This window comes from Geobacillus subterraneus (assembly GCF_001618685.1).
GTDB classification, from domain to species: domain Bacteria; phylum Bacillota; class Bacilli; order Bacillales; family Anoxybacillaceae; genus Geobacillus; species Geobacillus subterraneus.
In genome coordinates, this window is record NZ_CP014342.1 from 2,711,175 (window position 1) to 2,733,858 (window position 22,684).

The window sequence follows — 22,684 nt, forward strand, 5'->3', positions numbered from 1 at the left end:
ATGATTCAAACCTTGTTTTTATACAGATGACGAAAATGTTGCTAGCGTCCGTTGATGCTGCCATGTATACATCCCGCAACGTAGTCCTACTGCTATCATTCGCTGCTTGACCAAGGCGGGGAGCTTGTTGCTGTCGTTCGTTATTCGACAAAAGACGAGAAATTCCTCTCTTCTGAGTAAAAAACGCCTGTCAATTTTGTTGATTTCTCCTTCCCGATCGTCCCCTGTTTTATGGTATAGTGGTGTATGTAGGAGGGACGACGATGGGTATTAAATATTCGAGCAAAATCAACAAAATTCGCACGTTTGCTTTAAGCTTGATTTTTGTCGGAGTCATCGTCATGTATCTCGGGCTGTTTTTCCGCACGTCCCCGATCGTCATGACGCTGTTTATGGTGTTTGGACTTTTATTCCTTGTCGCGAGCGGCATTGTGTACTTTTGGATCGGTACGCTCTCAACGAGAGCGGTCCAAGTCGTCTGCCCGTCATGCGGCAAGGTGACGAAAATGCTCGGCCGCGTTGACTTATGTATGTTTTGCCGCGAGCCCCTGACGCTGGATCGCGAGCTCGAAGGGAAAGAATTCGATGAAAAATACAACAAAAAAAGAAAAAGCTGATAGCCCTTTTCGTGCTGTCAGCTTTTTTAATGCGTCCGCCCCCTGCCTTTTTGACAGTCAGGGCATACTCCGTACACTTCCATGCGATGATGATCGACTTTAAATCCAGTAACGTGAGCGGCAAGCTGCTCGACTTCATCGAGCGCTGGATAGTGGAAATCCACGATTTTGCCGCATTCTTCACAAATGACATGATAATGGTTGGATGTGACAAAATCGAACCGGCTTGAGGAGTCACCGTATGTCAGCTCTTTGACAAGCCCGATTTCTTTAAAGACGCGCAAGTTGTTGTAGACGGTAGCGACGCTCATATTCGGAAATTTCCCTTCCAGCGCTTTATATATTTCATCAGCCGTCGGATGGGACATCGAGCTGACCAAATACTCCAGTATCGCATGACGCTGCGGCGTAATGCGTATGCCCGTCTTTTTCAGCATGTCCAGCGCTTCCTTCAGTTGCTCGTTGACAGACACCGTCATGCACCTCACTCTCTGCAAAAGATAAAAAAAATTATCATTTTATAATATTTATAATTAGTCTACAAGGAATGTATGCCTTTTGTCAATATAGATACCATTAATATATGGGCTTGGGCATCTTTTTAACAAAAAAAGGGGGCGGAAATATTTCCCGCCCGCCACATTTCATTCATTTGAGGAGGTTACTATGTATCATACGCAACATAACTGATGTTGCTTGGACGCTTACCTAGATGAGACCAATCGGGCCACCTCCGCGAGCGCCTCATCGACGTGTCCCTTTACTTTCACCCCGCGCCATTCCTTTGCCAATGTTCCATCGGGGGCGATAATGAACGTCGAGCGCTCAATACCCATGTATTCCTTGCCAAAATTCCGCTTTTTCTTCCAAACCCCGTACAGTTCCGCTGCGTGATGCTGTTCATCGGAAAGAAGCAAAAACGGCAGCTGATATTTCTCTATAAACGTTTCATGCCGCTTGACTGGGTCTGTACTCACCCCTAAGATGACGGCGTTCAATCCAGCAAACTGCTCATGGCGGTCGCGAAAGTCGCATGCCTCGGCCGTGCACCCGGGCGTCATGTCTTTTGGATAAAAATAAAGCACGACATAGTGACCCCGGAAATCTGAAAGTGAAACCATTTTCCCGTTGCTTGCCGGCAAGGTGAAATCTGGGGCTGGCTGGCCAATGGCTGTCGTCATGGCGTTCCCTCCGTCTTCTTCGTTTTCTTTTAGCGTAGCGAAGACGGAGGGAAATTGCAACTGTTAGCGGCGATCCCAGTCAAATACAGTGCGCGTCACGATGACCGCTGGCATAATGTAACCGAGAAGCGCCTCAGCGATCGCGATCCACCGCCCGATGCCGATCGGGGTCACATCCCCGTATCCGACTGACAAGAGCGTCATGCCGCTTAAGTACAAGCTATCCTCAAGCAAAGCCAAACGGTTCCCCGCCATATTGTTTGAGGACGGGGTAAACACCGCATGGCCTTTCGCCTGCAAAATCATATAAATCATAGCAAAGCCGAGCAGCATCGTTATATACCACTGAACGAGCACCCACAAGCTGTCGAGCGAGAGGCGGTGCGTCGCTTGAACGCGCGCTGTCCAAAGCGAGGTGATGCTGCCAAGCAGTATGGCAGTAACCACTCCAAGGAAGGCGTAATCCATCGCGTTCCCTCCATCTTTGTCCGTTGTTTATATATACGTGGCCGAACGGACAATTATGACGGGGTGAACCGCCGCAATCTCGATAAGGCTTGAAACAGCGGACGCCGTCGGGCTGTGCCGCCTGCTAGACTACCCGTTCAGCAGGATAGAGCCCTTCTCGGTTTTTGTGAGAGGTCAGCTCCTCACTGCGCAAAGGAGCGGGCCAACACACCTTTCAGCGTCTCTGCGCTATGACGAAACCATTTTTGCTCATTATCGTCGAGCTCAATTTCAATCACTTCGCGGATGCCATTACGGTTGATGACCGCCGGTACGCCGATATAGACATCACGTTCACCGTATAAGCCGTCCAAATAAGCTGAGACGGTCAAAATGGCATTTTCGTTATGCAAAATGGCGCGCGTCACGCGGGCGAGCCCCATGGCGATGCCGTAGTATGTCGCTCCTTTTTTCTCGATAATTTGATAGGCAGCGTCGCGAACGTTGACAAAAATGCGCTCCAAATCCTCCCTTGCCTGTTCTCCTTTCGATTCGATCCACTTGCGGATCGGCACGCCGCCGATGTCAGCCTGACTCCAGACCGGAAGCTCGGTATCGCCGTGTTCACCGATAATGTAGGCGTGGACATTCGTCGGGGCGATGGCGAAATACTCGCCTAATAAAAAGCGAAATCGCGCCGTATCTAAAATCGTCCCTGAACCGATCACTCGATGATGAGGCAGTCCGCTGAATTTCCATGTCGCATAGGTCAAAATGTCGACCGGGTTCGTAGCGACAAGAAACAGCCCTTGAAACCCGGACGCCATAACCGATTCAACGATCGAGCGGAAAATGGCGATATTTTTATCCACTAGATCAAGCCGCGTCTCGCCTGGTTTTTGATTGGCGCCGGCGCAAATGACGACTAAATCAGCGTCGCGGCAGTCGCGGTAATCGCCATGCCAAATGTCCGTGGGCTTCGGCGCAAACACTTTCCCATGGTTGAAATCCATCGCATCGCCCGCAGCTTTATTTTCATTCGCATCGATGAGCACAATTTCATCGGCAACCCCTTGGTTCAATAAAGCAAATGCATAGCTGGCACCGACAAACCCGGTGCCGATGACCGCCACTCGATTTCCTCCTCCGTTTTTCATCGCTGTTCTCCCTTCTTATTATTGTGAATATATTCACAAATTATTTTACGCGATGAAGCGAGAACTATGCATAAACGATTATGGCAATTGTTTGGCCGTTGTTTGTCATTTTTATGACAGCCTCCGTTAAGCAAAAAAGCGGACGGGGCAGTCAGCTCCCCGTCCCGCGATACCGCCTCACCCCAGCATTCCAAAGCATGACGGCGATGGCAAAAAACAAGGCGCCGACTACCGGAGTGAAAAACGCGTAGCCATACCATTCTTCCTTGCGAAGAAAATACGAAGCCGGATAGACGCCAACAAAGGCAAACGGAAGCAGCCACGTTAAAATATAGCGGATGACGCGATGGTAAATATCGACCGGGTAGCGGCCATAGCTGCTGATGTTGTACATCATCGGCATGATTGACGTTCGGGCATCGGCAAAAAAGCTAATGGTCGCCAGTGAAATGAAAATGCCGGCATAAATGAACGCGCCGCCGATCACCAATAAAACAAAGATAAAGAGATCATACCAATGAAACGTAAGCGACAGACGGACGCCAGCGTACGCCATAATGATCAACCCCGGTATGGCCCCGAGCAACGATTCGAGCTCCATCCGCTCGAGAATGATCTGAAACAGGCTGTGCACCGGACGCGTCAACACGCGATCCATTTCCCCCTGCACAATATATCGTTCATTAAAATCCCAAAGGTTAAAAAAGGCGCCAAATACGGCATACGGAACAAGAAAAAAACCGTAAATAAACAAAATCTCATCGCGCGACCAACCATGAAGGAGCGGCGTATGGCCGAACACAACGAGCAAAAAGACCAAGTTGACCGCCTGAGCCATGAAATCGGATAGCCATTCAATGAGCAAATCGGCGCGGTATTGCAGTTTCGTTTTCATATATTGCGCCATGTATTGAAAAAAGACTGATAGATAAAACAATCGTTTACCCCCCTTGCACGACGAGCCGCTTTTTCGCCATCCGCCATAACACCCCAATCGGCAAAAGCAGCAGCGCGCACCACGCCGCCTGCATGAGCAGGCCGTCGCGAACGGCGACGCCTTGGAAGCTTTCCGTAATAATCATGCTCGGGATATAGCTGATCGCCTGAAACGGAAAATAGTGCATCAGTTGTTGCGCCCAATCGGGGTAAAAGGAAATGGGCAAGATGAGCCCCGAAAACAAATCAATGATAAACCGCTTCGCCCTAAGCAACCCTTCGTTGCGGAATGTAAAGAACGTCACGACCCCCGCGAGCAAGTTCAGTTCTGAATAAATGATAAAGCTAAGCAAAAGCGATAAGCTAAACGACAGCCATGTATGGGCGTGTTCTGGAAACTGAAGCGGCAAAAAAAGCGATACGACCAAAAGTCCGGGCAATGATAAAAAGAACAGGCGGAACAGCCCTTCGCCAAGCCCTTGCACCGCCTTCATCCCCAAATAGCTGTACGGGCGGATCAGCTCGGTCGCCACTTTTCCGTCGCGGATTTCCATCGCGATTTCGCGGTCAATGTTGTTAAAATAAAACGCCCGTGACAGCCAAGAAATGGCCACATACGTCGTCATTTGGCCAAGCGACATCCCTTGCATCGACGGTTTGTCCCCATAAATGGCCGACCAAAGGAAGTAGTACGCCGCAATGTTAATGGCGTAAATGAGAATGCCAGTATAATAGTTTGTCCGGTAGGCAAGCATCATTAAAAAACGGATGCGGATCATTTCTGTATATTTATCCATTCACCGCACCTTCCTCATAAATATTGCGAACAATCTCTTCCGTCGACACTTCATGGATCCGGATGTCTTGCAGCGCATAGCGGGCGGCGACGCGGCTGACGACTTCCGGCACTCCTCCCGATGGAACGTGCGCCACCCAGATGTTCGGCTGTTCCCCTTTTTTCCAGACAACGTCCAATCCGGCCGTCAGCTCTTGCAAGATAGAGGCGTCCTTTCCTTCGGCGAATGTAAAAGAAACCCGTTTTCCTTGCCCCCATTTTTCTTTTAGCTGCTCAAGCGAACCGTCGTAAATGATTTTTCCTTCATCAAGCATCATCACCCGCTCACACAGCGCCTCGATGTCCGACATGTCATGCGTCGTCAGCAAAATCGTCGTCCCGTACCGCTCGTTCAACTGTTTCAAAAACTGACGGATGTTGAGCTTGACAAGCACATCCAAACCGATTGTCGGCTCGTCCAAAAACAGCAGCGGCGGATTGTGAATGAGCGCGGCAGCGAGCTCACAGCGCATCCGCTGCCCGAGCGACAGCTTGCGCACCGGTTTGTCCAGAAGCGGGCCGATCTCAAGCATGTCAATCACCTCGCCCATATGGCGATCGTATTGCTCGTCTGGGACACGGTACACCTTTTTTAGCAATCGGAACGACTCTTGAACCGCGATGTCCCACCATAACTGTGAACGCTGACCGAAAACAACGCCGATCGTGCGCACAAATTTCTCCCGCTCTTTATGCGGGTTCATCCCGTTGACAACGATGCGCCCGGATGTCGGAGTTAAAATGCCTGTCAACATTTTGATCGTCGTCGACTTGCCGGCACCGTTTTCGCCGATATAGCCGACGATCTCCCCTTGCCTGACGGTAAAAGAAATGCCGTCAACGGCACGAACTGTCATATAACGGCGCGTCCATAAATCGCGAAACGCCCCGACGAGACCGGAGCGGCTTGTGTGCACTTTAAATTCTTTTCGCAGCTGTTCTACTTCGATGGCGTTCATTCTCTCCCTCCTGCCTCTCTCTGATGTCGATAAACAAAAGTGGACTACCCTTTCCTTCTATGTTGCCATTATACCTAAATCACCGTCATTTTCACCTGTTTTGTTTCTCAGATGCCGATGAGGAATGAGCGGAAACGCTTTTGACACATCGAATACAAAGCTCTTATTTCGCCCTTGTCCCCCGCGATGACAAAACCGCTTCTTCGTTCTAGCGAGCACGATAGCCGTAGCTGACAGCACATTATGGTAAAATAAAGGAGCAGTCATCGGAAACAGGAGGATCAAACGATGCAGTGGACAAAATCGGAACAATTATATGAGGAAGCACTTAAGCACATTGTCGGCGGGGTGAACAGCCCCTCCCGCTCGTATAAAGCCGTCGGCGGCGGCGCCCCGGTTGTCATGGAACGGGCGCAAGGGGCGTATTTCTGGGATGTAGATGGAAACCGATACATTGACTATTTGGCCGCCTACGGACCAATCATCGCCGGCCACGCCCATCCGCACATCGCCGCGGCCATCCGGCGCGCTGCGGAAACGGGGGTGTTATACGGCACGCCGACACCGCATGAGATTACATTCGCCAAAATGTTAAAAGAAGCGATTCCGTCGCTTGAAAAAGTGCGGTTTGTCAACTCAGGAACGGAAGCGGTGATGACGACGATCCGCGTCGCTCGCGCCTACACCGGCCGCAGCAAAATCGTGAAATTCGCCGGCTGCTATCACGGCCACTCCGACCTCGTGCTTGTCGCCGCCGGATCAGGGCCGTCGACATTAGGGACGCCGGATTCAGCCGGCGTGCCGCCAAGCATTGCCCAAGAAGTGATTACGGTGCCGTACAATGATGTGGAATCGTTCCGTGAGGCGATGAACGTTTGGGGCGAACACGTCGCAGCCGTATTGGTCGAACCGATTGTCGGCAACTTTGGCATCGTCCTGCCGAAACCTGGCTTTTTAGAAGCCGTAAACGACATCACGCACCAAGCGGGGGCGCTTGTTATTTATGATGAAGTGATCACCGCCTTCCGCTTTATGTATGGCGGAGCGCAAAACTTGCTCGGCATTGAACCCGACTTGACGGCCATGGGGAAAATTATCGGCGGCGGCTTGCCGATCGGGGCGTACGGCGGACGCCAACATATTATGGAACAAGTTGCTCCGCTCGGGCCGGCTTACCAAGCCGGGACAATGGCTGGCAACCCGGCGTCGATGCTCGCTGGCATCGCCTGCCTTGAAGTGTTGAAGCAAGACGGCGTGTATGATCACCTCGATCGGCTTGGCGCCATGCTTGAGGAAGGCATCATGGCCCACGCCCGCCAATGCGGCCTGCCGGTGACCGTCAATCGTTTAAAAGGCGCGCTTACCGTCTTCTTTACGGAAGAAAAAGTCGAAAACTATGAGCAAGCCCAGCGCAGTGATGGCGAACGGTTTGCGACATTTTTCAAGCTGATGCTCGAGCAAGGCGTCAATCTCGCACCGTCCAAGTATGAAGCATGGTTCATCACCCTCGCCCATACCGAAGACGACATCGCTTACACGATCGACGCGGTCGGCCGCGCGTTCCGGCAACTGTAATCGGCAAGGCATACCGTTCTCGCCTCCGGCAAGCTGACGAAAAATCGATGTTTCCTGCCAGCAGCCATTTCGCAAAGGTTCAAAAACCAATTTTTTATTATGGGGACCTCTTTGCGCCGAATTGGTTGCTTAAATCCTCAGCTCTTCAGATCGGCATGCCGTCACCATTGCAGCGCCCGCTGCCAGGCGGGCGCTGTTTGTTATACGAACGCCGATGTTGACAATTTTGTGAACAACGCCGCAGCAAAGCAAGGGACGATTGATTTCCTGCGGCTCGCATGGTATGATAAACAACAAATTCTGAAAATTAAGACTGTCATTTTTCATCCAGCAAGCCATTGGAGGAGGTGACGGGCGCCAATGGGGGAATATCCTCCCGAGCGCGCCTAGTATACATGGAACAACATACGTATCGTTCGCCAAATGAAGAAGAACAACGGGGCGCCTTTTTGCTGGCGGCAGTGGAAAAGCGGAACATCCCGACTAACGAGCATGTCCGCACCGTCCTTGAGGCGCTTGCCCAATGGGGTCATTTGGAACGAGACAGCGCCGCCATCCAACTTGACATCCCGCGCAAGCTATGGATGGAGAAACTGGCCAACGCCGGACAAAACCCGGAAATTGCGACAAACGACCATTTCACCGTCGGTCATGTGCACATTTCCCGTTCCGCTGACGCCGGGGCAATTCGGGCGCATCTTCGCCAGCTTTGCAAACAGTTTGGCTTCGTCCTTTTGTTCGAATCCATTCGGCCATCCGCGGATGAAAATACGTTGTTTTGGCAAATTGCCATGCTGCCGAGCGATGTGTTTTCCTTACCCGACCGTTTGTTCCGTCTCATGACAGCACTTGATGGCGCCCGTTTCCGCCAGGAAGTGAATGCTCGCCTCTCCAATCGGCGCGCTGCCGATATCCCGATCGCCTTCTGACTTTTTCAACGCTCTGCCAATTCCGGCGGAGCGTTATATTTTTCCCTTGAACTCATATATAAAACTGTGTATAGTACTGAATGGTTTACCAAAACGAAAAAGGAGAGATTCCCATAGATGAAGCTCGGTGCCCGCATTTTTAAAACGGGGATCGCCGTGGCGCTCGCCTTGTTTTTAGCGGCGCTGTTTCACTTTCCGTCACCGGTGTTTGCCGGCATTTCCGCTGTATTTGCCATGCAGCCGACCATTTATCGTTCCTATTTATCGTTAATCGAACAAGTGCAGGCGAACGTGATCGGCGCCTTGTTCGCGATTGCCGCGGTTCTTATCCTCGGCCGTGACCCGCTAATCGTCGGTTTGACGCTTATGATCGTCATCGCCCTTTGCCTAAAGATGCGTCTTGAATCGTCGACGATTTCAGTGGCGCTTGTGACCGTCATCGCCATTATGGAATATACAGAACGCCAGTTTATCGAATTTGCGGCCATCCGCTTTTTGACAATCATGCTCGGCATTTTCGCCGCCTTTCTCGTCAACTTCATTTTCTTGCCGCCAAAGTATGAAAAAAAGCTGTATGAAAAAATCAGCGGCGAGACAGAAGCCATTTTAAAATGGATCCGCCTGCATAAGCAGCAGGCAGCGGGCCATCATCATTTAAAAGAAGAGATCGAAACGCTGCACGAGGAAATGACAAAACTCGAGCATCTTTATCTCATGTATAAGGAAGAGCGCACGTATTTCCGCCGCCAACGCTTCCAAAAATCGCGCAAGCTCGTCTTATACAGGCAAATGATTGCAGCAGCCGACCGGGCGCTGTCGGTATTAAAATGGCTTTATCGCCTCGAGAACGAGCTCGGGCGTCTGCCCACTGAGCTCCGCCAAGCCATCTACTTGCATCTTAGCCACTTGCTTGACTATCACGAACAGTTATTGCTGAAGTTTATCCATAAGGCCAAACCGCTCCCTCATAACAAGAGGGCCGAGGAAATGTACCGCCAGCGCGAACAGCTCGCCACGGTCTTTTACTCCGGGGGACAACCGCCCGCCGAGTACCGGTTGTTCTCCTTGATCGGAGCAATCATCGATTACGGAGACCGGCTTGAGCATTTGGATAAGTTAATTGACAGCTTTCACCATTATCATTACGATGAAGAGCTGACAAAACAGCTCGAAAAGGCAACAGGCGGCCGCGCATAGCGGACCGCCTGTTTTAGCTTTTCATCCGCGGGTCAAGCGCATCGCGCAGCCCGTCCCCCATTAAGTTAAAACCAAGCACGGTTAACATAATCGCCAACCCCGGAAAAATCATCGTCCACGGTGCTTGCGTTAAAAAATCTTTTGCATCGGACAACATTTTCCCCCATTCCGGGTTCGGCGGCTGTGCTCCCAATCCTAAAAAACCGAGCGCCGCCGCTTCAATAATGGCGGTAGCGATTGCCAACGTCCCTTGAACAATAATCGGCGCTAGACTATTCGGCAAAATATGGTGAAACAAAATGCGCCAATCGCTCATACCGATCGCTTTCGCCGCCATGATGTATTCCTCTTGCTTAATGCTCAACACGCGGGAACGGATTAAGCGGCCGAAGTTCGGCACATTAATAACAGCAATGGCAATAAGAGCGTTTTGCAAAGACGGACCAAGCACCGCGACGATGCCGATCGCCAGTAAAATGCTTGGGAATGCCAGCATAATATCAAATAACCGCGAAATAATCCCATCGATCCATCGGCCATAGTAACCGGCGATAATGCCAAGCAATGAGCCGACAACAATCGAACCGAGTACAGAGAAAAAACCGACCCATAACGAAATGCGCGCTCCATAAATCACACGGGAGAAAATGTCCCGTCCAAAATCATCCGTTCCAAACCAGTGTTCGCCGGAAGGGGGTTGCAGCCGCTCGGCCAACTGCTGTTCTTTATAGTCATACGGCGCCAGCCAAGGCGCCAGGAGGGCGATCACAATAAAAAATAAGACAATTCCTGCCCCAACAAGAGCGATTTTATTCTTTCGAAACCGCTGCCACGCTTCCCCCCATAACGAACCCGTTTTCTCTTCCCGAATCGCTGTCGGCGGCGTTGCCGGTGTGCGCGCCAATTCAGCCATACGCGCCTCCTCCTTTCTTTAATTGTACTTAATGCGCGGGTCAATTGCCGCGTAAAGTAAGTCAACGATTAAGTTAATGAAAATAAAAATAGCGGCGATAATCAAAATTCCGGATTGAATTACGGGATAATCCCGATAGCCGATGGCATCGTAAATATAACGACCAATGCCAGGCCAGCTGAAAATCGTTTCTGTCAAAATCGCCCCGCCAAGCAACAGCCCTGTTTGCAAGCCAATGACGGTCAACACAGGAATAATGGCGTTTTTTAACGAATGTTTGTACACAACCCAAAACATGCTTAACCCTTTCGCTCTTGCGGTGCGGATATAATCAGATTTCATCACTTCGAGCATGCTGGAGCGTGTCATGCGGGCGATAATCGCCATCGGGATTGTCGCCAAGGCCACACTTGGCAACACGAGATGCTGGATGGCTTGCCAAAACTGCTCCGTATTTCCACTGAGCAACGTATCAATCAAATAGAGATGGGTGATCGGCTCGATTGGGTTGCGCACATCCTCCCGTCCTGACGTCGGCAGCCAGTCGAGCTGAATCGAAAACAGCCACTGTTCCATCAACCCAAGCCAAAAAATGGGCATCGAAACGCCAAGAAGCGCCAGCACCATCGCAATATAATCAAACCATGAGTTTTGAAACCACGCGCTAATAATGCCGGCGTTAACGCCGATGATAACAGCAATAATCATCGCTACTAGCGACAGCTCGATCGTTGCCGCTAAGTACGGCCAAATTTCTTCAGCGATGGGAGCACCGGTGCGAATGGACTCACCCAGGTCGCCGCGCAGCAACCCGCCAATATATTTGACATATTGGACATACCACGGCTCGTCCAACCCAAGCTTATGCGTCAGTGCAGCCACCGCTTCCTTCGTCGCCTTTTGTCCTAAAATGACTTGTGCGGGGTTGCCAGGAATCGCTCGGATCATAAAAAAAACAACCAGTGACATGCCAAATAACACGGGAATGATCATTAACACCCTTTTTACTGTATACGGCAGCATCCCAATCTCCCTCCCTTAACATGCGGTAAACAAAGAGGGGAAGACGCACCCCTTCCCCTCTCCCAACCGATTATTTAAATTCCACTTTGGTAAATTTGTCCGAGCCGGTCGGATGCGGATGAAACCCTTGGATATTTGCCTTGCCAGCCAACAGCGGAGTCGAGTGAACAAGCGGAATCCACGGCGCCTCTTCTTTAATAATTTCCTGCGCCTGTTTATACAGTTCATTCCGTTTGTTTTCATCACTGATTGTTTGCGCCTCGACTAAAATGTTATGGAGCTCATCATTCGAAAAATACGTGTAGTTGTTGCTGCCAATGCTGTCTTTGTCAAGGAGCGCATATAGGAAGTTATCCGCATCGCCGTTGTCGCCCGTCCAGCCGAGCAGGAAAGCATCCGCCTCCCCTTTGGCGAGCTTATCTAAATACGTCGCCCATTCATATGACACAATTTTCGCTTTCACACCGATTTTGGCGAAATTAGCTTGAATGGCTTCGGCAATTTTCTGCCCATCTGGCATATATGGACGCGGCACCGGCATCGCCCACAGTTCGATTTCAAAGCCGTTCGGGTAGCCGGCCTCGGCGAGCAATTGTTTAGCCTTTTCCAGATCAAACGGATAGTCCTGAATGGCATCGTTATACCCCGGAATGCTCGGCGGCATCGGGTTTTTCGCCGGTTCCGCCTGTCCAGCATAAAACGCATCAATAATGGCCTGTTTGTCCACCGCGTAGTTTAGCGCCTGGCGCACCAACTTGTTTTTCAACGGTCCTCTCGTTGCCGTCAGCCCGACATAGGCGACGTTCATTGACGGACGCTTAAAAATTTGAAACTCTTTGTTTCCTTCCACTTGTTTTAAGTCCGTCGGATTCAAATCTTCCATAATATCGATTTCGCCTTTTAAGAGCGCGTTGAGGCGCGCTGAGTTGTCCGGAATGGAAACGAAAATCACCTGATTCAGCTTCGGATAGCCTTCTTCCCAATAATCTTTATTTTTCTCAAGCACGATCCGTTCGTTCCGCTTCCACTCTTTAAAGACAAACGGACCGGTGCCAACCGGATGTTCGCCGAACTTGTCCCCATATTTTTCGACCGCCGTCGGACTGGCAATGGCAAACGGTGGCATGGCGATATTTTTCAAGAACGGCGCTTGCGGACGCTTCAATACAAACTGTACCGTATAGTCATCAAGCGCTTTCACCTCTTTAATGACGTGACTCTCATCATTTTTATAGCCGCCAAACATTGACCCGTAATACGGGAACGTATCAGCGTTGCCGTTTGCCCAACGCTCAAAGTTGAATACAACTGCTTCGGCATTAAAATCAGTGCCATCATGAAACTTTACACCTTGCCGGAGCTTGAAGGTGTACGTCAGCCCATCCTCGGAAATCGTCCACTCCGTCGCCAACGCCGGCTTAACGGATGTGTCGTTGTCGTTGTAGTCAAGCAGTGTGTCAAAAATGTTTTTCGTGACTTTTAGCGATTCGCCATCCGTCACTGTCGCTGGGTCAAGCGATACCGAATCGCCGCCACGGCCATAGACAAGGGTGTCTTGGGCCGACGGTTTGTCGCTGCCGCTTCCCGCGCTTTCCTTCGACTTGCCGCAGCCGGCAAAGACAAGAACGGCGGCAAGCAACATGGCCAGCCAAGTAAACCATTTGTTTCTTCTCATCATTTCTCCCCCTCACTTGGTTTGTTTATCATCACACCGCCTGTCTATTCATTCGTATAAATGACAGGCGACGTAATGTCCATTCGCTACTTCTTTTAGTTCTGGACGTCGCTCGCGGCAAATGTTCATACAAGCCGAACAGCGTGTATGGAACGCGCACCCTTGCGGCGGATTGGCCGGGCTCGGCAAATCGCCGGAGAGCAGCTGACGCTCCGCTTTATGGTCAGGATCGGGAATCGGCACAGAAGACAACAAGGCCTTCGTATATGGATGTTTCGGCGCTTCATATAGCGATTCGCTGTCCGCTAGTTCGACCATCCGACCTAAATACATGACGCCAACTCGGTCGCTAATATGCCGAACTACTCCCAGATCATGAGCGATGAAAATATATGTAAGAGAAAACTGTTTTTGTAAATCCTCAAGCAAATTAAGCACTTGTGCTTGAATCGATACATCGAGCGCTGAGACCGGTTCATCGGCAATGATCAACTTCGGATTGGTCATCAACGCCCGCGCGATGCCGATGCGCTGGCGCTGACCGCCGCTAAATTGGTGCGGATAGCGTTTTGCATGATACGAACCGAGCCCGACGACTTCAAGCATCTCCCGCACCCGCTGCTTTCGCTCTTCTTTCGACCCGATGCCATGAACAATCAATGGTTCCTCTAAAATTCTTTCCACCGTATGGCGAGGATTGAGGGAAGCAAACGGGTCTTGGAAAATCATTTGCATATCGCGCCGCAACCGACGCAGCTCTGCTTTCGATAAAGCTGTCACCTCGTATCCTTCAAAGGTGATCGATCCATCCGTCGGTTCGATAAGCCGCAAAAGCATTCGCCCTGTCGTCGACTTGCCGCAACCGGACTCACCAACGATCCCAAGCGTCTCGCCGCGATATACAGTGAACGTCACATCATCGACCGCTTTTACCGTCCCGATTTGTTTGCCAAAAATGCCTCCGGTAATCGGAAAATATTTTTTAAGCCCTTTCGCTTCGAGCAACGGCTCGCTCATCGACTCCCCCTCCCTTCTCTAACACCAAAAAGCAACGAGTGCGATGACCTTGTTCACCAACTTCATACAGTTGTGGTTCCTCTTGACGGCAACGATCAAACGCATATTCACACCGCTCGGCAAATCGGCAGCCACAGCGGATGGTTCCCGGCTTCGGCACTTGACCTGGAATGGAGTACAGACGCTCCTTTTTGCCGCGGATATCGGGAATCGAGCGGATTAAACCGACGGTATACGGGTGCTGAGGACGCCGAAAAATCGCCTGAACGCTTCCCTCTTCGACAATTTGGCCGGCATACATGACGATCACGCGGTCACATATTTCCGCGACAACGCCCAAATCGTGGGTGATCATCATAATCGCTGTGCCGAACGTCCGGTTTAATTCTTTCATCAATGCTAAAATTTGCGCTTGGATCGTCACGTCGAGCGCCGTCGTCGGCTCATCGGCGATCAAAAGCGCCGGCTGGCACGCCATTGCGATCGCGATCATAACGCGCTGACGCATACCTCCCGATAACTGATGCGGATATTCATCCAGCGTTTGTTCAGCGCGCGGCAATCCGACAAGCTTGAGCATTTCCACCGCCCGTGCTCTCGCTTCTTTTTTCCCTATTTTCGTATGGAGACGAATCGCTTCTACTAACTGATTCCCGATGGTGAATAAAGGATTTAACGAGGTCATGGGCTCTTGAAAAATCATGGCGATCTCATTCCCGCGGATTTGCTTCATCCGTCGCTCTGAGGCTTCGACTAAATTCTCGCCTTTAAACCAAATCTCGCCGCCGACTACCTTGCCGATTCCCTTTGGCAATAATCCCATGATTGACAGCGATGTGACGCTTTTTCCACATCCGGACTCCCCGACGATGCCGAGCACTTCTCCTTCATAGATAGAAAAGTCAACGCCATCGACCGCGGGAATCTCCCCCTCATCCGTAAAAAAAGATGTCTGAAGCCCCCGAACTTCCAACAAAGGCCCTTCCATCATCTTCTTCACCCCCTCATAACCCCATTTCGTGAAACCTTTGCCCTCTGAACAAAATTATGCCATGCATCATTCTATAAGACAATATAATATTATAAAAAATTTAAATTATTAAAAAACAAAAAACAATACGAAAGCGACTTTACATGAAATAAAGTCGCTTTTTTCATATTTTTTCAATAACATTAATACTTTTGTTTACTATTATAAGTGGTGAACCATAAACAACTGGTAATAACTCCCCCCGCTTCGCCATTAGTTCCCCATGCGTGCCGCTTTCGACAATTTGCCCGTTTTCGATGAACAAAATGCGGTCGGCATGGGTGATCGTCGACAAACGATGAGCGACGACAAACGTCGTGCAGTTTTTCGCCAAACGCTCAAGCGCTTCTTGAATGTGATGCTCATTTTCCAAATCAAGCGCTGATGTCGCCTCATCAAAAATTAAAATCGGCGGGTTTTTCAAAAACTCGCGGGCGATGACGATCCGCTGCTTTTGTCCGCCGGAGAGCTTGACGCCGCGCTCGCCGACTTTTGTGTCATAGCCGTCGGGCAAACGCATAATAAACCCATGGGCGTTTGCGGCTTTCGCCGCCGCGATCACTTCCTCGTCCGTCGCGTCCGGCTTGCCGAGCAAAAAATGGAATGGCAAACTTCACGATGCCGACCGCCATCGTCGCAACGATATGTCAACGGTACGGGCGGACGAACTGCCAATAACGACGGATGCTGTCCATGGTGCCCCTCCCTAAAAACGCAGAAAAAACCTGCCAGCGGTGCCGAACAGGCTTTTTTCATGCCGCTATTTTTGGTACGCCTGAAACGTTCCGTACCATTTGTCAATAAACTCGGGCGCGAACGGCCCTTTCCGCTCTTGAATCCAGCCGACGAGCTTTTGGACGTTGTTTTTTAAAATGCGGTCGATCACATCCGGGTAACTCATCTCACGGCGATGCCGCTCGTATTCGTCTTCATCAAGAAGTATGTACGTCATATCAGGGAACACTTTAATATCCAAATCGTAATCGATATATTTCAGCGCCTCATCATCCCAGACAAACGGCGAGCTTAAATTGCAATAATAATATACCCCGTCCTCGCGGATCATGGCAATGATGTTAAACCAATGCTTGGCGTGAAAAAAACAAATCGCCGGCTCGCGCGTCACCCACGTCCGGCCGTCCGCTTCCATGACAAGCGTTTTGTCGTTGCCGCCGATTACATACGCCGGTGTTCCTTTTAATACGACCGTCTCCTGCCAAATGCGGTGGATCGTCCCATTATGTTTGTAGCTATGGATTTGAATGATTTTCCCTTCCCGCGGGTATGCTGGCATCATTCTTCCCTACTTTCCGATGGGAACTTCTTCTTTTTATTATACCTTTTTTGTTTCGCAAATGGAAAGAAAAGCGAGCCGCCTTGCCGAGGCGAAAGCGGCCTAGCGGTGCAGCGCCGGCGGGCGCGGCCCGCCTCAAGCGCTTGAGGACACCTGCCTCTCAAACACGCGGCGGATGGCTTCAACTTGCTGTTTCATTTGCCGTACTTCTTCGCGAAGAGCAGGGGTCGGCGCTTCGCGTTCGAGTTCCTCCAACTCACGGGCAATCTCCTGACAGCGCTCCATTTCATTCAATAAAAACAACGCTTCTTCCCAATCATCCACCCAAGCCTGTTCCATGCTCTGGCGATTCTCCCTTCCCCTTTACCATACAATCTGCTTTATCATTTCGCGGCCAAACTTTTCAAATCCTTTCACGAATTGTGCAGAGCCATGACAGTTTTTGTCGACAAAAAAGCAGAGGCGTGTTGCCTCTGCTTATTGCCTTTCCTATCCGGCCGGTTTCTTGTACTCTTGGCAGCGTGCGCTGCCATTGGCGGTCAGATTGGTTACTGATTAACGTTTTGCGCTTTGCGCGCCTCTGCTTGCGCGTTTTGTTGTTTAACATGTTGCACATTCGTCTCAGCCGCAAACTCCGTGCCGAATTGGCCAGCTTGAGCTGCTTGAGCCGATTGCGCGTTTTGTTGTCTTACTTCTTGAATGTTCGTGCCAGCGAATGTTTTGTTCGGTTGTTTGGCCATTGTTCTCACCTCCACGTGCTTTAATGTGCCCCGGAGGTGGCCGTTCTATCCGCCGGCATTACAAAAGTAAAGATCTTCCACCGTCAACAATGATCGTCTGTCCGCGAATCATCTCAGCAGCCTCCGATAACAAAAACATGACGGCGTTGACGATATCTTCCGGCTTCACCGGGCGCCCGGCCGGAGTGTTTGCCGCCGCATCAGCGAGCAGCTCATCGCGGTTCGGAAAATGTTTCAGCGCTTCCGTGTCCACCGCTCCGCCGGAAACGGCGTTGACGGCGATATGTTTTGGCGCCAGCTCGACGGCCAAGTAACGGGTAAGCGCCTCAAGCGCCGCCTTCGAAACGCCGACCGCCGTGTAGTTTTCCAAATAGCGGATCGACCCGAGCGAGCTGATGCTGACGATTTTTCCGCCGCCGGATTTTTCCATCCGCTTCGCCGCCTCTTGGGCGCAAAATAAAAGCGCTTTGCTGTTGATATTCATCGTCCAGTTCCAATGCGTTTCCTCGAGCTCTAACGCCGGTCGCAATACGCCGGAGGCAGCGTTGTTCACGAGCACATCAACCCGCCCGAATGCTTCGTCAATGCGGGCGAACATGGCGCGAATTTTCTCGACATCACCGACATTGGCTTTGACAATAAGCGCTTTTCTTCCGAGCGCTTCAATTTCACGCGCTGTTTCTTCGGCAGCTGTTTTGCTGCGGGCATAGTTGACGACAATATCATATCCTTCCTCAGCTAGCCGCAAAGCGATCGCTTTGCCGATGCCGCGGCTGCTTCCCGTGACGACCGCCACTTTTCCACTCATGTTTTTCCGCTCCTTTACGTATAATATAGCCGAATTCCGCAAACAAAGGAGGCGCAGCCTATGTATGTCGGCCGCGATATGACCGAGCTGTCGATGATTCCAAAAACAGAATGGACCGATGACGAACTCGCTTATTTTCACCATTCGTTCCAGCAAATTGCTCCGTATTTAAACGTCGAAGGGCAAACGATCCACCGTGAAATTATTGAAGAAATCGAAGCGCGCGGCGGCCTTGGGCGCCGCGAAGCAACGTACACGCACGGCACGATGCCGGTGCCCGATTAACGCAGGCGGCGCGCTTCGCCTGCGCGCTCTTGATATTCGCGCCAAATGCGTTGGTGCGACACAGGAAAGGCGTATGCGTCTAGCTCCCTCGCTGACACCAACCGATACGGTTCATCCAGCCGCTCGCCGTCAAGCAACTGGCCACTAAACACCGTCAGCTTCCAAATCAAATGGGAAAAGACGTGATCAAACGAAGCCAACGGCTCTCCGAGCTTGACCTTGAGACCGTGCTCGTTCAAAAATCCCTTCTCCAATTTCTCTTTTTCGCCTTCGCCATTTATTTCACAGCCCGGAAATTCCCATAAGTTCGCAAGCAGACCGGTATGGCCGCGCTTGCGAATAAGAATGCGTCCTTCTTCGTCAGCGAGCACAGCAACCGCAAGCGGCACTTGTTTCACCGCTGTTTTTTTCGTTTTCACCGGCAACTCCTCCGGCACACCTTCCGCGAACGCCCGGCAATGGGCTTGCACCGGACAAAGAAGGCACGAGGGGCGGCGCGGTGTACAAACAAGAGCGCCAAGCTCAATCAATGCTTCATTGAATGCCCCCGGATGTTCATACGCCATAATCTCGCGGACGATCTGTTCGAATCGCTTTCGCGTCGACGCCTTGGCAATGTCATCCGTCACCAAAAACAAACGCGACAACACGCGCATCACGTTGCCATCGACCGCCGGCTCCGGCACGCCGTAGGCGAGGCTCAGCACCGCACCGACCGTATACGGGCCGACTCCTTTCAGTTTGGCAAATTCATCCGGGCGATCCGGCACTTTCCCCCCATAATGCTCCTTCACTTCTTTTACCGCCGCATGCAAGTTGCGCACACGCGAATAATAACCGAGTCCTTCCCACGCCTTCAGCACTTCGTCCTCATCGGCGCCAGCGAGCGCCTCTAGCGTCGGAAATTGCTCAATAAACTTTTCGAAATACGGAATGACCGTCTCGACGCGCGTCTGCTGCAACATGACTTCCGACACCCACACTTTATACGGATCGCGGTCTTTTCGCCACGGCAGGTCGCGGCGCTCACGGGCAAACCAATCGAGCAAATCGCGCTGAAACTCGCGGGCAGGAAACCGCTCTGTCCATGTTGTCATCTTCGTTTTGTCCCCCATGATGCCTATTGTCCACCCCATTATATCAAAAAACCCCCGGCGTGGCTTGCCGCACGCCAAGGGGAAATGAAAGGAAATCGTTCTCAACTTTCCTTTGCCGCCGAAACATAGGCGATCTGTTCATGTTGGGCACGCAATCGGCGAATATCGATGCGCACGAGCATCGAGATAATGAAAGCGATGACAAACAAACCGCCAAAAAAGGCCAAACTCCCTTCATAAGAGCCGGTCGTGTCTTTAATGTACGCAGCAAACATCGGTCCGACAAGACCGGCCGCAGCCCAAGCTGTCAGAATATAACCATGGATGGCACCGAGTTGCTTTGTTCCAAACAAATCGCCGATGTACGCGGGGATACAGGCAAATCCGCCGCCATAACACGTATACACAATCGTCAGCATCACAATAAACAACCATTTCATGGACACATTCGGCAACAGGAAGAAAATCAAGATTTGCAAAACGAAAAACGCCGTATACGTATTAGGACGACCAATATAATCAGAAGCCGACGCCCAGCCGATGCGTCCTAACCCGTTAAACACTCCGATGGCACCAACGAGCGCCGCTGCAGCTGTTTGGCTGATGCCAATGCTTTCTACTGCCAATGGTTTCGCCACTGCCAAAACGGCAATACCACATGTCACGTTAATAAACAGCATGAACCATAAATACCAAAAACGTCTTGTTTTCACCGCCTCATTGGCCGTCAACTGCGCCAAATCAAGCGAAGGTTTGGCTTTTCCGGCCTTCAGTTTTTCCTGAAATCCTTCCGGCAGCCATCCTTCTGGTGGTTTTTCTAAATAAAGCGAGGATAGCACCATAATAGCGAAGTATGTAATTCCTAAAATAAAAAATGTATTCTGAACACCTACGGATGCAATTAAGCTGTTCATGACGGGACTCGCAATGGCCGCCGCAAACCCGAACCCCATAATCGCCAGCCCCGTAGCCAAACCGCGCCGGTCCGGAAACCATTTAACAAGCGTAGACACAGGCGCAATATACCCGACGCCAAGCCCGATCCCGCCTAAAACGCCATAAAACAGATACAGAAGATACTTAGAACCGAGAGCAACAGCCAATCCAGAACCAGTCACCCCGAGGCCAAAAAAGATGGCAGCCAATAGCCCCGATTTCCGCGGCCCGTGCTTCTCCACAAAATGACCGAGGAACGCAGCCGATAATCCTAAAAATAAGATGGCAATGCTGAAGGTGAGCGCCACTTCCTGGTCCGACCATCCAAACAATTGCTTTAATGGATTGGTAAAATTGCTCCAGGCGTAAACAGATCCGATCGAAATATGGATGCCGACAGCAGATAAAGCAATAAGCCATCGGTTTTTCATGTTCCCCTTCTCCCCTTTCATCCAATGATAATTCGACTTTCATACGTATACACATTAAACGCTTGCCCGCGCAAAAAGCCGACAACGGTAATGCCGAGTTCTTCCGCCAAATCTAGGGCCAGCGTCGTCGGCGCCGATTTCGACAGCAGAATGCTGACGCCCATTTTCGCCGCCTTCAAAAGCACTTCCGACGAGACGCGGCCGCTGAATACAATCAGCTTGTCTTTCATCGCCACTTGATGGCGCAGGCAGTAGCCGTACAACTTATCAAGCGCGTTATGGCGCCCGATGTCGGAACGGATGACAACAATCCCGTCCGGCGTGGCGAGCGCGGCGTTATGAAGGCCTCCGGTCGCTGCGAAATCGGTCGACTGTTCGTGCAGCGCTTCCATTAAACGCAGACAGTCATCCGCTTGGGCGCTGATGCCGTCAACGATCGTTTTAGCGGTTTTCATATCATTGTAAAAATAAAACTGGCGGCTTTTTCCACAGCATGAGCCGATAAACCGCTTGGCGTAAAATTCCATTGATGGAAGCTTACTTGCGGTGAGCTCCACGTAAGCAAACCCTCGCTTCTCATCGATCGCCATCGCTTGAATGTCATCCTTTACCCGAATCACCCCTTCTGACGCCAAAAAACCGGTGACAAGTTCGTCCATATGCTCCGGCGTGCAGACGATTGTCGCAAACTCCTCGCCGTTGACTACGACCGTCAGCGGAAATTCGAGCGCGATCTCATCTTCTTCCTCGGCCAGCTGCCCATTGCGGTATTTGGCAATATACCGTCTTTTTGCCGCAAACCCGTTCAAGAACGTTCTCCTCCTCCCTAGTCCAAAATAAAACCGCCGCCTTCCGGACAAAGGCACCGTTTGCCCCTGTCAGCGAAAAGCGGCGGTAGTTTGCACCCAGCATTTCTGCAGCGAAACCAACGCACATCCGTTTCTGAAACCTGCCAACCAACTGAACAACATCTGTTAGCCGGCCAAGCTTCTCCTATTTTCAACTTATCTACAATCATAAGCATACCATGAACAGCTGTGAAACACAACCGTTTTGTTCACAAATTTGTCACAATTCAATCGGCTTTTCAAACACAAACACAGAAACGGCCATATCTTCTTCAATTTTAATATCGCTGAACAAATGAAGCAGTTTCGAACCGACGAGCTCTTCCATGCCATCCGGCACATGCTGGGCATACACATCTTGGATCATTTTCGTTCTTGCCGCATGCACCATCTCCCGTCCTTCCGGCGTGCGGGCGATAAATTTCTCCGTCGGCGTTAAATTTCCGTGCAAAATCGTAATCGCCAAGTTATCGACAAAGTATGTTTTAATCCGTTCCGGCCCTTTGCCAAACAGCTGTTTGCGCACTTTGCGCACAATATCATTAAAGGCGGCTTCCTTTTTCGACATCGCCATCCCTCCTTTCGCCAACGTTTGAAAAACTTCCTATCCATCCATTGTGTTCTACGTTTCGCCATACTATAATAAACTATAGCAAATGTATACATAGTGGAAAAATAATAAGGGTCTCCTTGTTATTTTTCTACGACTCTAGCAAACATTGGATTGGTTGTTTAGTATCGCCGTGCTAAAGAA

Annotated in this window: 25 protein-coding genes and 1 pseudogene; 5 read left to right on the top strand and 21 right to left on the bottom strand. The window is 50.9% G+C overall.

From position 1 onward, the window contains the following. Positions 1–263 precede the first annotated feature (263 nt). Positions 264–617 carry a YgzB family protein gene (locus GS3922_RS13260; RefSeq protein ID WP_063166718.1) on the top strand — a complete coding sequence of 118 codons (354 nt, stop codon included), beginning with the start codon at positions 264–266 and terminating at the stop codon, positions 615–617. Positions 618–643: 26 nt separating this feature from the next. On the opposite strand, the gene perR is transcribed toward GS3922_RS13260, so the two are convergent. From perR to GS3922_RS13295, 7 genes are all read right to left on the bottom strand, one after another. Then, positions 644–1,096: a peroxide-responsive transcriptional repressor PerR gene (perR, locus tag GS3922_RS13265; protein WP_063166719.1), complete on the bottom strand. Its 453-nt coding sequence runs from the start codon at positions 1,094–1,096 to the stop codon at positions 644–646. A 225-nt stretch (positions 1,097–1,321) separates the two neighbouring features. Beyond that, positions 1,322–1,798, bottom strand: coding sequence for a thioredoxin-dependent thiol peroxidase (bcp, locus tag GS3922_RS13270; protein ID WP_063166720.1), 477 nt, complete (start codon positions 1,796–1,798; stop codon positions 1,322–1,324). Positions 1,799–1,861: 63 nt separating this feature from the next. After that, a complete protein-coding gene (locus GS3922_RS13275) occupies positions 1,862–2,266 on the bottom strand; it encodes a potassium channel family protein (RefSeq protein ID WP_063166721.1) in 405 nt (134 codons plus the stop codon). A gap of 182 nt (positions 2,267–2,448) precedes the next feature. Continuing rightward, positions 2,449–3,402 (bottom strand): L-lactate dehydrogenase, encoded by a 954-nt coding sequence (locus tag GS3922_RS13280; RefSeq protein ID WP_063166722.1) that lies wholly within the window; start codon positions 3,400–3,402, stop codon positions 2,449–2,451. A 151-nt stretch (positions 3,403–3,553) separates the two neighbouring features. After that, positions 3,554–4,339: an ABC transporter permease gene (locus GS3922_RS13285; protein WP_063166723.1), complete on the bottom strand. Its 786-nt coding sequence runs from the start codon at positions 4,337–4,339 to the stop codon at positions 3,554–3,556. Positions 4,340–4,343: 4 nt separating this feature from the next. Next, positions 4,344–5,135 carry an ABC transporter permease gene (locus GS3922_RS13290; RefSeq protein WP_063166724.1) on the bottom strand — a complete coding sequence of 264 codons (792 nt, stop codon included), beginning with the start codon at positions 5,133–5,135 and terminating at the stop codon, positions 4,344–4,346. Beyond that, positions 5,128–6,132: an ABC transporter ATP-binding protein gene (locus GS3922_RS13295; protein ID WP_063166725.1), complete on the bottom strand. Its 1,005-nt coding sequence runs from the start codon at positions 6,130–6,132 to the stop codon at positions 5,128–5,130. The genes GS3922_RS13290 and GS3922_RS13295 overlap by 8 nt, the downstream gene beginning before the upstream one ends. A gap of 288 nt (positions 6,133–6,420) precedes the next feature. On the opposite strand from GS3922_RS13295, the gene GS3922_RS13300 reads away from it, so the two are divergent. The 3 genes from GS3922_RS13300 (at position 6,421) to GS3922_RS13310 (ending at position 9,833) form a co-directional block, all read left to right on the top strand. After that, positions 6,421–7,707, top strand: coding sequence for a glutamate-1-semialdehyde 2,1-aminomutase (locus GS3922_RS13300; RefSeq protein WP_063166726.1), 1,287 nt, complete (start codon positions 6,421–6,423; stop codon positions 7,705–7,707). 395 nt (positions 7,708–8,102) lie between these two features. Then, the gene (locus GS3922_RS13305; RefSeq protein WP_225995672.1) at positions 8,103–8,636 is read left to right on the top strand and encodes a hypothetical protein; all 534 of its coding nucleotides are present in this window, start codon (positions 8,103–8,105) and stop codon (positions 8,634–8,636) included. 117 nt (positions 8,637–8,753) lie between these two features. Next, the gene (locus GS3922_RS13310; RefSeq protein WP_063166727.1) at positions 8,754–9,833 is read left to right on the top strand and encodes an FUSC family protein; all 1,080 of its coding nucleotides are present in this window, start codon (positions 8,754–8,756) and stop codon (positions 9,831–9,833) included. 13 nt (positions 9,834–9,846) lie between these two features. Here the strand turns inward: GS3922_RS13310 and nikC are convergent, their stop codons facing one another. From nikC to fabL, 10 genes and pseudogenes are all read right to left on the bottom strand, one after another. Then, entirely contained in the window at positions 9,847–10,746 is a 900-nt protein-coding gene (gene nikC, locus GS3922_RS13315) for a nickel transporter permease (protein ID WP_063166728.1), read from the bottom strand. A gap of 18 nt (positions 10,747–10,764) precedes the next feature. Next, the gene (locus tag GS3922_RS13320) at positions 10,765–11,769 is read right to left on the bottom strand and encodes an ABC transporter permease (protein ID WP_063166729.1); all 1,005 of its coding nucleotides are present in this window, start codon (positions 11,767–11,769) and stop codon (positions 10,765–10,767) included. A 70-nt stretch (positions 11,770–11,839) separates the two neighbouring features. After that, positions 11,840–13,444 carry an ABC transporter substrate-binding protein gene (locus tag GS3922_RS13325; RefSeq protein WP_063166730.1) on the bottom strand — a complete coding sequence of 535 codons (1,605 nt, stop codon included), beginning with the start codon at positions 13,442–13,444 and terminating at the stop codon, positions 11,840–11,842. Positions 13,445–13,492: 48 nt separating this feature from the next. After that, a complete protein-coding gene (locus tag GS3922_RS13330) occupies positions 13,493–14,461 on the bottom strand; it encodes an ABC transporter ATP-binding protein (protein ID WP_063166731.1) in 969 nt (322 codons plus the stop codon). Beyond that, a complete protein-coding gene (locus tag GS3922_RS13335) occupies positions 14,427–15,449 on the bottom strand; it encodes an ABC transporter ATP-binding protein (RefSeq protein ID WP_082816607.1) in 1,023 nt (340 codons plus the stop codon). Before GS3922_RS13335 ends, GS3922_RS13330 begins: the two co-directional genes overlap by 35 nt. Before the next feature lie 204 nt (positions 15,450–15,653). Further along, positions 15,654–16,089 (bottom strand): annotated as a pseudogene (locus tag GS3922_RS13340) (ATP-binding cassette domain-containing protein); the annotation flags it as partial. A 162-nt stretch (positions 16,090–16,251) separates the two neighbouring features. Continuing rightward, positions 16,252–16,785, bottom strand: coding sequence for a nucleoside tri-diphosphate phosphatase (gene ntdP / locus GS3922_RS13345; RefSeq protein ID WP_063166734.1), 534 nt, complete (start codon positions 16,783–16,785; stop codon positions 16,252–16,254). Between the two features lie 135 nt (positions 16,786–16,920). Continuing rightward, complete coding sequence (locus GS3922_RS13350) at positions 16,921–17,124, bottom strand: YgaB family protein (protein WP_063166735.1); 204 nt, start codon at positions 17,122–17,124, stop codon at positions 16,921–16,923. 209 nt (positions 17,125–17,333) lie between these two features. Beyond that, a complete protein-coding gene (locus GS3922_RS13355; RefSeq protein WP_063166736.1) occupies positions 17,334–17,525 on the bottom strand; it encodes a gamma-type small acid-soluble spore protein in 192 nt (63 codons plus the stop codon). 58 nt (positions 17,526–17,583) lie between these two features. Further along, the gene (gene fabL, locus GS3922_RS13360; protein ID WP_063166737.1) at positions 17,584–18,333 is read right to left on the bottom strand and encodes an enoyl-[acyl-carrier-protein] reductase FabL; all 750 of its coding nucleotides are present in this window, start codon (positions 18,331–18,333) and stop codon (positions 17,584–17,586) included. Between the two features lie 60 nt (positions 18,334–18,393). On the opposite strand from fabL, the gene GS3922_RS13365 reads away from it, so the two are divergent. Further along, entirely contained in the window at positions 18,394–18,618 is a 225-nt protein-coding gene (locus tag GS3922_RS13365; RefSeq protein ID WP_011229968.1) for a hypothetical protein, read from the top strand. On the opposite strand, the gene mutY is transcribed toward GS3922_RS13365, so the two are convergent. From mutY to GS3922_RS13385, 4 genes are all read right to left on the bottom strand, one after another. After that, positions 18,615–19,715 (bottom strand): A/G-specific adenine glycosylase, encoded by a 1,101-nt coding sequence (gene mutY / locus GS3922_RS13370; RefSeq protein ID WP_063167417.1) that lies wholly within the window; start codon positions 19,713–19,715, stop codon positions 18,615–18,617. The genes GS3922_RS13365 and mutY overlap by 4 nt on opposite strands. 101 nt (positions 19,716–19,816) lie before the next feature. Further along, complete coding sequence (locus tag GS3922_RS13375) at positions 19,817–21,082, bottom strand: L-lactate MFS transporter (RefSeq protein WP_063166738.1); 1,266 nt, start codon at positions 21,080–21,082, stop codon at positions 19,817–19,819. A 17-nt stretch (positions 21,083–21,099) separates the two neighbouring features. Further along, positions 21,100–21,891: a formate dehydrogenase accessory sulfurtransferase FdhD gene (gene fdhD / locus GS3922_RS13380; RefSeq protein WP_063166739.1), complete on the bottom strand. Its 792-nt coding sequence runs from the start codon at positions 21,889–21,891 to the stop codon at positions 21,100–21,102. Between the two features lie 259 nt (positions 21,892–22,150). Continuing rightward, the gene (locus GS3922_RS13385) at positions 22,151–22,498 is read right to left on the bottom strand and encodes a Na-translocating system protein MpsC family protein (protein WP_063166740.1); all 348 of its coding nucleotides are present in this window, start codon (positions 22,496–22,498) and stop codon (positions 22,151–22,153) included. Positions 22,499–22,684 lie beyond the last annotated feature (186 nt).

Excerpts from the sequence above, each read along its gene's own strand:
- GS3922_RS13305 (WP_225995672.1), top strand. The coding sequence starts at position 8,103 with ATGGAACAACATACGTATCGTTCGCCAAATGAAGAAGAACAACGGGGC.
- fabL (WP_063166737.1), bottom strand. The coding sequence starts at position 18,333 with ATGAGTGGAAAAGTGGCGGTCGTCACGGGAAGCAGCCGCGGCATCGGC.
- GS3922_RS13300 (WP_063166726.1), top strand. The coding sequence starts at position 6,421 with ATGCAGTGGACAAAATCGGAACAATTATATGAGGAAGCACTTAAGCAC.
- GS3922_RS13295 (WP_063166725.1), bottom strand. The coding sequence starts at position 6,132 with ATGAACGCCATCGAAGTAGAACAGCTGCGAAAAGAATTTAAAGTGCAC.
- GS3922_RS13290 (WP_063166724.1), bottom strand. The coding sequence starts at position 5,135 with ATGGATAAATATACAGAAATGATCCGCATCCGTTTTTTAATGATGCTT.
- GS3922_RS13275 (WP_063166721.1), bottom strand. The coding sequence starts at position 2,266 with ATGGATTACGCCTTCCTTGGAGTGGTTACTGCCATACTGCTTGGCAGC.
- perR (WP_063166719.1), bottom strand. The coding sequence starts at position 1,096 with ATGACGGTGTCTGTCAACGAGCAACTGAAGGAAGCGCTGGACATGCTG.
- GS3922_RS13325 (WP_063166730.1), bottom strand. The coding sequence starts at position 13,444 with ATGAGAAGAAACAAATGGTTTACTTGGCTGGCCATGTTGCTTGCCGCC.
- GS3922_RS13310 (WP_063166727.1), top strand. The coding sequence starts at position 8,754 with ATGAAGCTCGGTGCCCGCATTTTTAAAACGGGGATCGCCGTGGCGCTC.
- GS3922_RS13320 (WP_063166729.1), bottom strand. The coding sequence starts at position 11,769 with ATGCTGCCGTATACAGTAAAAAGGGTGTTAATGATCATTCCCGTGTTA.
- GS3922_RS13335 (WP_082816607.1), bottom strand. The coding sequence starts at position 15,449 with ATGGAAGGGCCTTTGTTGGAAGTTCGGGGGCTTCAGACATCTTTTTTT.
- GS3922_RS13385 (WP_063166740.1), bottom strand. The coding sequence starts at position 22,498 with ATGTCGAAAAAGGAAGCCGCCTTTAATGATATTGTGCGCAAAGTGCGC.
- GS3922_RS13355 (WP_063166736.1), bottom strand. The coding sequence starts at position 17,525 with ATGGCCAAACAACCGAACAAAACATTCGCTGGCACGAACATTCAAGAA.
- mutY (WP_063167417.1), bottom strand. The coding sequence starts at position 19,715 with ATGACAACATGGACAGAGCGGTTTCCTGCCCGCGAGTTTCAGCGCGAT.
- GS3922_RS13260 (WP_063166718.1), top strand. The coding sequence starts at position 264 with ATGGGTATTAAATATTCGAGCAAAATCAACAAAATTCGCACGTTTGCT.
- GS3922_RS13365 (WP_011229968.1), top strand. The coding sequence starts at position 18,394 with ATGTATGTCGGCCGCGATATGACCGAGCTGTCGATGATTCCAAAAACA.
- GS3922_RS13280 (WP_063166722.1), bottom strand. The coding sequence starts at position 3,402 with ATGAAAAACGGAGGAGGAAATCGAGTGGCGGTCATCGGCACCGGGTTT.
- ntdP (WP_063166734.1), bottom strand. The coding sequence starts at position 16,785 with ATGCCAGCATACCCGCGGGAAGGGAAAATCATTCAAATCCATAGCTAC.
- GS3922_RS13350 (WP_063166735.1), bottom strand. The coding sequence starts at position 17,124 with ATGGAACAGGCTTGGGTGGATGATTGGGAAGAAGCGTTGTTTTTATTG.
- nikC (WP_063166728.1), bottom strand. The coding sequence starts at position 10,746 with ATGGCTGAATTGGCGCGCACACCGGCAACGCCGCCGACAGCGATTCGG.
- GS3922_RS13375 (WP_063166738.1), bottom strand. The coding sequence starts at position 21,082 with ATGAAAAACCGATGGCTTATTGCTTTATCTGCTGTCGGCATCCATATT.
- bcp (WP_063166720.1), bottom strand. The coding sequence starts at position 1,798 with ATGACGACAGCCATTGGCCAGCCAGCCCCAGATTTCACCTTGCCGGCA.
- GS3922_RS13330 (WP_063166731.1), bottom strand. The coding sequence starts at position 14,461 with ATGAGCGAGCCGTTGCTCGAAGCGAAAGGGCTTAAAAAATATTTTCCG.